Annotated in this window: 10 protein-coding genes, 3 tRNA genes and 1 rRNA gene; 3 read left to right on the plus strand and 11 right to left on the minus strand. The window is 46.2% G+C overall.

Annotation, left to right across the window (positions count from 1 at the left end):
- Positions 1-38 precede the first annotated feature (38 nt).
- Positions 39-722: a rhamnogalacturonan acetylesterase gene (locus B1728_RS18790; RefSeq protein ID WP_079911896.1), complete on the minus strand. Its 684-nt coding sequence runs from the start codon at positions 720-722 to the stop codon at positions 39-41.
- Between the two features lie 301 nt (positions 723-1,023).
- Here B1728_RS18790 and B1728_RS18795 point away from each other — a divergent pair, with 301 nt between their 5' ends.
- Entirely contained in the window at positions 1,024-1,845 is an 822-nt protein-coding gene (locus B1728_RS18795; RefSeq protein WP_079911897.1) for an AraC family transcriptional regulator, read from the plus strand.
- A 71-nt stretch (positions 1,846-1,916) separates the two neighbouring features.
- Here B1728_RS18795 and fumC read toward each other — a convergent pair whose 3' ends face one another.
- From fumC to B1728_RS18825, 6 genes are all read right to left on the minus strand, one after another.
- Positions 1,917-3,305, minus strand: coding sequence for a class II fumarate hydratase (fumC, locus tag B1728_RS18800; RefSeq protein WP_079911898.1), 1,389 nt, complete (start codon positions 3,303-3,305; stop codon positions 1,917-1,919).
- 94 nt (positions 3,306-3,399) lie between these two features.
- A complete protein-coding gene (locus B1728_RS18805; protein WP_079911899.1) occupies positions 3,400-4,854 on the minus strand; it encodes a PTS transporter subunit EIIC in 1,455 nt (484 codons plus the stop codon).
- Positions 4,855-4,888: 34 nt separating this feature from the next.
- The gene (locus tag B1728_RS18810; RefSeq protein WP_079911900.1) at positions 4,889-5,395 is read right to left on the minus strand and encodes a PTS sugar transporter subunit IIA; all 507 of its coding nucleotides are present in this window, start codon (positions 5,393-5,395) and stop codon (positions 4,889-4,891) included.
- 30 nt (positions 5,396-5,425) lie between these two features.
- Entirely contained in the window at positions 5,426-6,283 is an 858-nt protein-coding gene (locus B1728_RS18815) for a PRD domain-containing protein (RefSeq protein ID WP_256865413.1), read from the minus strand.
- 496 nt (positions 6,284-6,779) lie between these two features.
- The gene (locus B1728_RS18820; RefSeq protein WP_079911901.1) at positions 6,780-7,709 is read right to left on the minus strand and encodes an aldo/keto reductase; all 930 of its coding nucleotides are present in this window, start codon (positions 7,707-7,709) and stop codon (positions 6,780-6,782) included.
- A gap of 58 nt (positions 7,710-7,767) precedes the next feature.
- The gene (locus B1728_RS18825; protein WP_179136083.1) at positions 7,768-9,966 is read right to left on the minus strand and encodes a PAS domain S-box protein; all 2,199 of its coding nucleotides are present in this window, start codon (positions 9,964-9,966) and stop codon (positions 7,768-7,770) included.
- A gap of 279 nt (positions 9,967-10,245) precedes the next feature.
- Between B1728_RS18825 and B1728_RS18830 the strand changes: the two genes are divergently transcribed.
- Positions 10,246-10,428: a hypothetical protein gene (locus B1728_RS18830; protein ID WP_079911903.1), complete on the plus strand. Its 183-nt coding sequence runs from the start codon at positions 10,246-10,248 to the stop codon at positions 10,426-10,428.
- A 73-nt stretch (positions 10,429-10,501) separates the two neighbouring features.
- Positions 10,502-10,714: a hypothetical protein gene (locus B1728_RS18835; RefSeq protein WP_079911905.1), complete on the plus strand. Its 213-nt coding sequence runs from the start codon at positions 10,502-10,504 to the stop codon at positions 10,712-10,714.
- An 84-nt stretch (positions 10,715-10,798) separates the two neighbouring features.
- On the opposite strand, the gene B1728_RS18840 is transcribed toward B1728_RS18835, so the two are convergent.
- The 4 genes from B1728_RS18840 to B1728_RS18855 form a co-directional block, all read right to left on the minus strand.
- Positions 10,799-10,875, minus strand: a tRNA-Arg gene (locus tag B1728_RS18840).
- A 7-nt stretch (positions 10,876-10,882) separates the two neighbouring features.
- Positions 10,883-10,967, minus strand: a tRNA-Leu gene (locus B1728_RS18845).
- A 9-nt stretch (positions 10,968-10,976) separates the two neighbouring features.
- Positions 10,977-11,062, minus strand: a tRNA-Leu gene (locus B1728_RS18850).
- 143 nt (positions 11,063-11,205) lie between these two features.
- Positions 11,206-11,287: ribosomal RNA gene (locus B1728_RS18855) — 23S ribosomal RNA — on the minus strand; the annotation flags it as partial.

The raw sequence follows: 11,287 nt of genomic DNA on the forward strand, positions 1-11,287 counted from the left end.
CCCTTGTCTCCAATGTTTACATCTTAGTTTACCAGAAATCAGGAGTACGGGGTAAGCGTCACATAATCTGACAGCTCCATCTTCATATCTTTAATGGCTTGAGAGACCAGCCTTGCTACAGCTTGTGCACCCTTCTCGTTAAAATGAGTGCAGTCTGTCCCGTTATGGGAGATCATAAACAAATCCTTGGCCTTCTCATATCCGAGGTCGGTGAAATACTTAAGGCTCAATGTCATCAGATCAAGTACAGGTACCTGCTCTTCTTCTGCTAATTGCTTCATGGCTGTGCAATAATCTTCAAAGTCATTCAGAAATCGTCCTTGCTCATAATGCAGCCTTCCTACCGGGGTGATAAGCAGAGGGATTGCTTGCCGTTCTCTGGCGCCTGCGATATACATGCCCAAATAATGCTTATATTCTGTGAACGGTTCCGTGTATCTCTCCGGTTTGCTAACCGTGGCATCGTTATGACCCATCTGAATGAACAAGTAATCGTCAGGCTGAATTTCTTCCTCTATCGCGGCTAGTCTCCCTTCCGCAACGAAAGATTTTGAGCTCCTCCCGCCTATGGCTTTATTCACAAAGCGGACGTCCTCGCTGAAATATTCTGCGATATATTGTCCCCAGCCTGCTTGGGGGGCTGAGCTTTCATTATAGGTTTGTACCGTGGAATCACCGGCTAAATAAATAGTGACTTGCTTTTTCACTGCTTCTGCTGTCATTGTCCTGATCCTCCATATTGTCTTATGCTTCTCTCAGCTATTACTTGCGGTCATCCTGGCACGAACCCTGATAAAATATAGGATGCCAGCGATCATCTCAAAGCAGCCGAAGGCGAACCTTTGCCATCATCCTTCCATCCAGCCACCCAGGAGCAAGCCGATTGCAGAATGATATTATTTTAATGAATGACGGGAGCTGTTTCCTATCGCTTTTCTTTTATAGATTAAGGTTTTATAATAGACATAACAAGCTTAATTTTTTGAACTTATATCAATTTTTGAAACCTACTGGGGGTCAAGTATGAATAAATTCGTGCTTCCAATTATCACCTCCGAGAAACAGTTTCCTTTTTATGTATATTCTGTTGGGGGCATGGTCAATCAAACTCCGATCCGGCGGCTGCATGGTTATCCTCATTATGTTTGGCTTCATACGATTCGAGGAGCCGGTAGGCTTCTTTTGAATGGAGTCGAGCATTCCCTGACGGAGCAATCAGGCTTGCTTCTCTATCCCGAGAGCTCGTATGTCTACTCAGCAGTAGAGGAGCCGTGGGAAACCCATTGGGTTGCCTTTTCAGGGCATGCAGTCGGCAGCTTTCTTCAGCAGACCGGACTTCACAGCTCTCAAGTGTTCAAACATATAAATCTGCAGCTTCTTGATAGATTGATAAATGATATTTACGTATCAGCGTTATCTAACCATCCCGACAGCGGGCTTCTCTCCTCGGGAAAGCTTTACAGCTTTTTAATTGAGCTTAGCCGCAGCGTCAATCAGGAGCATTATGAGACTAGCAGCTCGACCTATCATCGTCTGCAGCCTGTACTTTCCCATATTGAAGCTCATTTATCCGAGGATATTTCCCTAGACCAATTGGCCGAGATCATCCGCGTATCACCGCAATATTTATGCCGTTTGTTCAAGCAGTCATTACAAATGAGCCCGGTCATGTATTTAATTCGTTTACGATTGCAAAAGGCAAAGGAACTGCTTCTCGATCAGGAAGAGCTCTCCGTAGCGGACATCGGCTCGAGAGTCGGATTTCAGGCTCCCAGCTATTTTTGCGCCGTGTTTAAGCAGCATGAAGGCATGACACCGTTGGAGTACAGGAAATATTACAAATAGCCGCTTTGAGGCCCAAATACAAGAACCTGTCCGGTATCCGCCGGACAGGTCCTCTTAATAATAATTCCTATTTATGCATTTGGCGTCACCATTTGCTCCGGCCGCACATATTCATCGAATTGCTCCCCTGTCAAGAAGCCGCTTCGGACGGCAGCTTCTTTTAGCGTGAGCTTCTCATGGTGCGCCGTCTTGGCGATTATAGCCGCTTTCTCGTAGCCGATATGCGGATTGAGCGCAGTGACAAGCATGAGGGATTCCCTTACATATTTATCAATAACATCACGGTTAGGCTCAATACCCACCGCACAATGGTCATTAAAGGATAGCATCGTATCTGACAGCAGCTGAGCGGATTGAAGAAAATTGTGAATTATCACCGGCTTAAAAACGTTGAGCTCAAAATTCCCTTGACTAGCCGCAAAGCCTATGACCGCATCGTTGCCCATCACCTGACATGCCACCATCGTCATCGCTTCGCTCTGAGTCGGATTCACTTTACCCGGCATAATCGAGCTGCCCGGCTCATTCTCCGGAATAGTGATTTCTCCGATTCCGCAGCGCGGACCGCTGGCAAGCCAACGAACATCATTGGCGATTTTCATCAAATCGGCCGCCAATGCTTTCATGGCTCCATGAACGTAGACGACCTGATCATGACTCGTCAAAGCATGAAATTTGTTAGGGGCGGATACGAATTCCTTGCCCGTCTCCTTACTAATTTCCTCCGCTACCTTCTCCCCGAACTGCGGATGAGCGTTAAGCCCGGTTCCTACCGCCGTTCCTCCTATCGCAAGCTCCTTCATCGTATGGACGCTTTCTCGAATCATTCGCTCCGTCTTCTCCAGCATGGCCCACCAGCCGCTGATCTCTTGCCCCAATGTCAAGGGAGTGGCATCCTGCAAATGGGTCCGGCCGATTTTAATAATATCAGCGAATGCTTCCATCTTGCCTCGAAGCGTTTCTTTCAGCGTCTTGAGCGCTGGCAGCAGCTGGTTCTCAACCGCCAATACCCCCGCGATATGCAATGCCGTCGGAAACGTATCGTTCGAGCTTTGCGATTTGTTTACGTCATCGTTTGGATGAACCTTAGCCGGTTTCCCCGCCGCTTCAAGCAGCTGGTTCGCCCTGTGGGCTATAACTTCATTGACGTTCATATTGGACTGCGTTCCGCTGCCCGTTTGCCATACGACAAGAGGAAATTGGTCATCCCATTTCCCTGCCAGGATTTCATCAGCCGCGGTGACGATCGCTTCCGCCTTCTCCTTGTCCAGCTTTCCCAGCTGAAGATTCACCCGTGCCGCCGCTTTCTTCAAGATGGCGAACGCCTGAATCACCCTCAGCGGCATTCGCTCCGAACCGATTTTAAAATTTTCGCTGCTGCGTTGGGTTTGTGCTCCCCATAATTTATCTATCGGGACTTGAATCTCACCCATCGTATCTCTTTCCACTCTATATTTCATAACGAAATGCACCTCCTGTTTCTACCATGGTATTTTACCCATTTTCAGGGATATTCTAACCATTATAGAATATGAACTTCGTTCCTCATAGAGCTTAGAGCAGCTTTTTGATTTCATCCTTCAACTGATCGGATTGCGTGCCAAATATGATCTGAACAGCGCCTTGGCCAAGCCGCATAACACCGGAAGCGCCAAGTCCCTTAAGCTCCTTGTCATCGACAAGGTTATCATCTGTGAGCACGAGCCTCAACCGGGTAATACACGCATCCACCCCGCCGACATTCCCGGCTCCGCCAATGGCTGCCAGTACGCGCTGTGCCTTATCCCGCGTACGCTGCCTCGGAGACATATTGCCAGCAGCAGCGGAAAGAAGCTCCTCTTCCTCTCGTCCGGGCGTTTTCAGGTTAAATTTCAAAATAAGCACTCGAAATAAGACATAATATACGACACTGAAGCCTAAACCGATCGGAATGATCAGCAATGGATGCGTCGCCAGCGGATAATTCAGCACATAATCAATAAGACCTGCCGAGAAGCCGAACCCGAGCTTGATCCCCATAAATTCAACTATTGCTCCTGATAAGCCGGTCATAATAGCGTGGATCACATACAATCCGGGCGCAGCAAACATGAAAGCGAATTCAAGCGGCTCCGTGATGCCTGTCAGAACAGACGTCAAGGTGATTCCGATAAATGCAGAAGAAATCAGCTTTCTTTTGTCCGGCTTCGCACAATGAATAATGGCCAGAGCTCCCGCCGGCAGCGCGAACATCATAATAGGGAAAAAGCCTGTCATGAATTGACCAGCCGTCCGGTCTCCGCTGAAAAACCGGTACAGATCCCCATGGACGATTTGACCTGACGCATTCGTATAATCCCCGATTTGGAACCAGGCGATGGAATTGATTACATGATGCAAACCGAATGGAATCAGCAGACGGTTCGCCGTCCCAAAAATAAACGCCCCAACGCTTCCCAAATCGGTAAACCACCGTCCGAACGAATCAAGCCCGTGCTGTACAGGTCCCCATATCAAGCCAAGGATAATGCCGACAAGAACCATCGTAAGCGATGTGATGATCGGTACAAATCGTTTCCCGCCAAAAAAGCCAAGCCATTCGGGGAGCTTGATCGCATGGTATTTTTTAAATAAATAGGATGCAATGACCCCGGCAATAATCCCTCCGATAACGCCCATATCCAGCTTTTCATCTTTTCCAATGAACTCGGGAAATGCTACCGGCATCTTGCTGAGGACCGTTACCAGTACCTGATAAGCAATTACTGCCGCCAATGTTGCCGCAGCGTCGCCGATTAAACCGATCGTAATGCCCACTGCAAACAGCAGAGGCAAATAATCAAAGATGGCTGAGCCTCCGGCTTGAAGGAATGGGGCAACATACTGGTTCAAAAACCCGCCGATGTTATCTCCCAGGTGAAAATCATGGATATAATCAATTGCACCGAACCTTCGCAGCAAAGCCGCAGCAGGGAGTGTTGCAACCGGCAGCATGAGCGCCTTTCCGATTTTTTGTAAAGAAGCGAGCATTCAAGTCAACCCCTTTTTCTCTAAACACATCTGCCTATGAAATCGTGCTCTGCCATACTACACGCATCATGTAAGGCTCGCCAGCATGGACCTCTTTATATGAGCAGGAGACCTCAGCTGAAAGCATATCGTTTACAATCACTATGGGTGTAATGGGCTCATAGCCGGCTTCCCTCAAATAGCTCAAATCAAATGTAATCAATGGTTGTCCGGCCAAGACCGTTTCGCCGTTGGATATAAGCGATTGGAACCCTTCTCCTTTTAGAGCTACTGTATTCATTCCGATATGGATCAGCAGCTGCAGCCCCGATTCATGTTCCAATATGAGAGCATGCTTGGATTGGATCAGATAAGCCACCACGCCGTCAAAAGGGGCAACAAGGACCCCTTCCGCAGGAACAATAGCTAGGCCTTCTCCCATCTGTTTACTGGCAAAAGCTTTATCAGGAACCCTATCAAGGGGAACCGATTTCCCGGTTAATGGTGAGTTGATGTCCAAAGCCTGGTACTTCGTCTTGTTGGTAAGCCAGTGAGTAAACATGCGGATCCCCCTTGTTGTTTTAGACCTGCCTCATGATGTATAAACCTGAAATAACCGATTCAAATGCATGACCAAGAAGCCTACCTCATCCTCTGGAATTTCCGTCTGAAGATGATCCTTCATCACCTCTGCCAGCTCCAGGGCTAATCGATATTCCTCTTTATACTGCTTTTTCATTTGCTTAAGGAACGGATTGCTGACCACTTTCTTCTGGGTCACACGCTCTAGCGAAAACCTCAGATGAGTAACAAGCCTTACATAGTCCATGCTTTCTTTTGGGATGCGAATGGACCTGAAATGTTCAATCGTTTCCACCATTTCATTGATCAGGCTGGAGAACTTGACCAGCTGTCCTACCGGAACATTCGTTACAGCCGAATGCACGTGATAAGTGAGGAAGCCGACTTCATCATCCGGGATGTTAATCTGAAATTGCTTGCTGATAAGCTCCGCGGCTTGCTGGGCAATCTTATATTCCATAGGAAAAAACATTTTCGTTTCATACAAAAAAGGATTCACGATATCCATTCCATTGCGTAGGCGGTGTATGGCAAATTGAATATGACTCGGCAAGGCGAAATACACCTTATGGTTCACCGGGGTTGAAAAATGGGTCTCGATCTGTGCAATAATCGTTTCCGAAATACCTATCACCTCCGGATCAATCCCTTCCAGAAAGGAATGGTATTGCGTCAACTGATCTCTATCATCCAACCGGTACCTTTTTTCAATTCTTGGATCCTTGGCGTCAATGAACTCAGAAGCTTTAGTACCAAAGCCGATTCCTTTACCCAGCCATACATACTCTCTGTCTGTACCCAGCTCCTTGACCAAAATCACATTATTTCCGATTACTCTCTCGATGCGATGGTTATTCTCTGGCTTCACTGACGAATCACCGCCTATTTTGTCCATATGGATACTATATACAATAAAAGAAAAAAGAGCCAAGAAAAGTTTTTCTATTTGCATAGAAAACTCTCCTCGGCTCATGCCCTTTTCGCAAGGTAACACGCCTCATTTATTCACTTAATGTAATCTTATAATAAAGAAAGCGCTGCAGTCAATCAAAAATGTCTTTCATTTCCTTTGCAAAAGTAAGAAAATTATGTTATCATTATCAAATGTATCATTGCAAGGTAACCTCGAAACGTTAAATCTCCGTTAGTTTTTCGTTGTACCTCCACCCATTCAACATCTCAAATTCCAATTAACCCTAAAGAATTTGTTGTTGTGTTACTGATTCACACTGGCGCGGTCTTCGGAGCCGCAAGGATGAAAGAGAGGTAGGGCTTTCATTGTTTTAGGGCACCACGTATATGTTATGGCAACAGAAACAGGTTGCTGGTTTAATGATACATTTTCGGAAGAGCTCCCATCCATACTAGGCGTCGATACTGGCGATAACCTTCTTGCTTACGGAATCAAGCGCGTTTAACTCATCCGAGTTCAGCTCGATGTCTACAGCATCAATATTTTCTTTCATATGGGCGATGCTTTGAGAACCGACGATAGCCGTAGTCAAGCCTTCTTGATGCAGCAGCCAGCTAATGGCAATTTGCGAAATGGCTTTCCCTCTCGAGTCGGCAATCTCCTTTAACAGCTGTATGAGCTCTTCCTCTTTTTTCAAATGCTCGGGCAAAAATAACCGCCGCGTACTGCGGAAATCGTTTGCATCCAGCTTTTTCTTCCCCGAATGAAATGCTCCTGTCAGTATACCTTTGGCAATCGAGCTGTAGCTCATAATAGCAATGCTGTTTGCCTTGCAATAAGGTATAAGGTCCTGCTCTATCGACCGGTGCAGCAGGCTGTACTCTGGCTGTATGACATCGATTTGCGCGTAGCGGGACGCTTCCTCCAATTGCTCCAAAGAAAAGTTCGATACACCGATGGCGCGGATCAAGCCTTCTTCCTTCAACTTGTTGAACTCCCCTAAGGTCTCGGAAACCGGAATGTCAAAGCTCGGCCAATGGATATAATAAATATCGATGTAGTCGGTTTTCAATCGCTGCAGACTGGCTTCTGCGGAACGGCGAACATCGGCTGGCGCCAGATTAGCGCGGCTGACTTTGGTGGAAAGGACGCATTGCTCTCTGATCCCAAGAAGAGCGCTGCCCACAATTTCCTCCGAGTGACCGGAGCCGTAGCCTTCCGCAGTATCAAAGGTGGTTATCCCCATTTCAAAAGCAGCCTGAAGCGCTTTGATATTATTTTCGTCGCTTGTAAACTCCCATGGCCCTCCACCCAGCTCCCAGCAGCCGAACGTGACTCTTGATACTTCCAAACCGCTTTTGCCTAATGGTAAAAATTTCAATTGAATTCCTCCTCCAAAAGTTGTACATACCCAGTCATACCATGATTCGTCGACAGGATCAAGTGTTGCTTGAATAAGCTGTCAGCCTCATAGAATGATCATTCGAGCATTTCAATGATTTCGGGAGCGTCATATTGACCTCCGTGCCCGCATTAATCTGGCTCTCAATTTGAATGGTCCCTTGATGAGTCTCAATAATTTTGTAGCACATCATAAGCCCAAGTCCGGTGCCTTTCTCCTTTGTTGTATAGAACGGTTCACCGAGGAACGCCAGACGTTCCTGAGGAATGCCATGGCCGTTATCTACAATACGGATATGAACTTCGTGCTCATCATGACGGATCTCCATCTGAATTTCGCCGCCGTTTGGCATGGCTTCAATGGCATTTTTTAATAAATTGATAAACACTTGCTTGATCTGAAATTCCGAACAGCATATCATAATCGGATCCTTCTTAGGCATCTGTACCGATATTTGCACATTGTTCATGGTGGCCTCGGGCTCGATCAACTGAATCACCGTTTGAATGATCTGCTTCAGTGATTTCATATTAAACTCGATCACCTGCGGCTTGGCTATAATCAGAAATTCGCTGACTATAAAATTGATCCGATTCAGCTCGCTGCTCATAATATCGTAATAACGCTGCTGATTCGGCCCTTTCTCATACATCAGCTGCAAAAAGCCTTTTAACGAAGTCAGCGGGTTACGGATTTCGTGTGCGAGTCCCGCAGCCAGCTGCCCTACGACAGCAAGCCTATCTGATTTTCTTAATAGCTCTTCCGTCTTTTTGCGCTCGGTAATGTCTCTGGATATCCCTGCTATCGCGATTGTGATCCCATCCGCATCCTTGATCGGCGATATGGTTAGACTAACCTGAAGTACCGTTCCGTCTTTATGCAGACGAATCGTTTCGTAGTCCGTAATCTCTTTGCCGGATAACAGCTGATTCACTATGTCATATAATTCGTCTACACGTTCTTCTGGAATCAGCGGCAGCTTCTCGCCTATAATCTCCTCGCAAGTCCAGCCATAAATTTTTTCGAAAGCATTGTTAATTTGCAAAACATGGCCATCCAAGTCTATAACTTCAATCGCATCCGATGTGTTTGAAATAAAAGATTCCAGCATCTCCTTGGTCGCCCGCAAATCCTCCTCGGTTTGCTTGCGTTCGGTAATATCGATACAGGAAGCAATAACCTCGACTACTTGTCCATCCCGCTTGATGGGTCTAAGTGAAGCCAAGTAGGGAATCTGGTTCAGCATTCCCTCATATAGGACATGCTCCTCCCCTTCCCAAGCGCGTTTATAATATTCCTCCTTATTTAAGGCAATCTCCAGCGGTAAGATATCTTTCAGCTCACAGCCTACAATATGCTCAGGTTTGAAGCCGAGACGATAGACCAGTTCTCCGTCGCACAAGGTGTGAATGAACTTGCCATCGATCATTTTGAATTTGAACGTCATTCCCTGCTGCTTCTTTACGACATCCTGTAAGTCCTGCTGCACCAACCGCAGCGATTCTTTGGTTTTCTTATGCTCCGTAATATCCCTGGCGATGATGTAAAACCCGACGATCCGCCCGTCCACAATGATAGGAACATCCTTTGCCCCTAAATATACTTGATGGCCTTGCTTATGCGTCAGTGTGATTTCATGATTGTATTGATCGTTTTCCAGCACGTTTTGCAATATGAGGAGATGCTCCTCTTCCTCTGCGATCAGCGATTTGAACGAGGTATGCAGCAGCTCTTGTGCTTCGTATCCGATTATTTTTTCCATCGCCGGATTGATCCCATCGATCTTACCGTCTAGGTCCAATGAAAATATGCCAGCTGGATTATATTCAATAAGGGAACGATATTTCTGCTCCAGCTGCTTCCGCGGACTGATATCCTGAATTTGTGAAATCGTATACATAGGTTCACCTTCAGGGTCGCGGACTAGAGAGACATGAAGCAAAATCCAGATTACTCTTCCTGTTTTATGTAAAAAACGCTTCTCTATTTGAAAGCTTTCCCGTTCTCCGGAAAGCAAACGAGTCATGTAGTCGATGTTGACTTCCAGATCTTCCGGATGTGTCAGGCTTTGATAGTCCGTCGAAAGCAGCTCTTGTTCAGAATAGCCTGTAATTCCACATAATGCTTTATTGACCTTATGCCATTTCCCACTTAGATCGTTTAAGGCCATTCCCGTTGCAGCATAATCAAAAGCAACACGGAATAATGCGTCATTCACATGCAAGGATGTTTCCAACCAATTATGATTCCCAGCTCTATTTCGTACTTTCTGCTGCGATTCGCACATGGCAATGTACCTCATATCCGATTATTTTTTCGACAGTATTACTAATGTTCTTCAAATAATGAGCTTTTCCTTCTTATATCCTCATATTTAATTCTATAATCGCTCGACAACTATCGCACAATCCATCGGATGGACCTGCCCAAAAAACAAGCTTCAAGTATATTTAACCCATTCTGTGACACATTAAAAAGGCAATTGGTCCAGTCCAAAAAGAAAGGTTGTCAGTTTATGGAGAGTAAATCGGCTTCCACGCAGAATAAACAAAGTCAGTCCCAAGCTTCCCGCTTGGAAGGGCAAGAAATAACTCAAGAGCAGCTAAGTGATGTATATAATGCCGGGACAAGCGACGGAAACGTTCAGCTGGAGAGCGGAACTATGCATTTGCAAAGCGGCAACAGCAATAAACAGTAGTCTTCTTTCAAAGAAGACAATTACATTTTATTCCTCGTGCTAATGCATGTCCTCATGACATTGGTGGAATACTATGGATGATAAAAGCGAGGAGGTGATCCCTGTGGCTGAAAACAACAATAATGCCATTCAGCATGGTATTAATGCAGCTCAAGCTAATGCAGAAAATGAACAAGAGCAGCAGCAAGTCCAAGAGCTTTCTTCTTTGCTTCAAAGCAATACGGAGAATGCAAATGCGGCCTCCTCTGCGGTAAATGAGGAAGAGTCTGATACCAGTGAATATTAAGAAACGCAAAGAAACCTGTGAGGAATCATTCCAATCACAGGTTTCTTTATATAGAGGTTATTATGCCAGGTACAAACAGTTAAATGGCGTGCCCTGAGAGATTCGAACTCCCGACCTTTTGATTCGTAGTCAAACGCTCTATCCAGCTGAGCTAAGGGCACATAAAAATGCAGTCGAGAGGACTCGAACCTCCACGGGGGGTTAGCCCACACGGACCTGAACCGTGCGCGTCTGCCAATTCCGCCACGACTGCAAAGTAATATGGTGCGGTTGAGAGGACTCGAACCTCCACGAGCTTACGCCCACTACCCCCTCAAGATAGCGTGTCTGCCATTCCACCACAACCGCATATTCTATTTCAAGATGGCTTGCACCTTGAAAACTAGATACGAAATGCATGCGTAAAGTTTGTGAATTAGTTTCCCGTTTTTTCCGGGCCCCGAGAAAGTACTAGGAATAAGCTTCAACGCTTCTCTTCACTTTCTTGGGTTATGGATAAGCCCTCGACCGATTAGTATTCGTCAGCTCCACACGTTGCCGTGCTTCCACCCCGAACCTATCTACCTCGTCGTC

It is taken from the genome of Paenibacillus sp. 32352 (genome assembly GCF_002042965.1).
GTDB lineage: Bacteria > Bacillota > Bacilli > Paenibacillales > NBRC-103111 > Paenibacillus_S > Paenibacillus_S vulneris.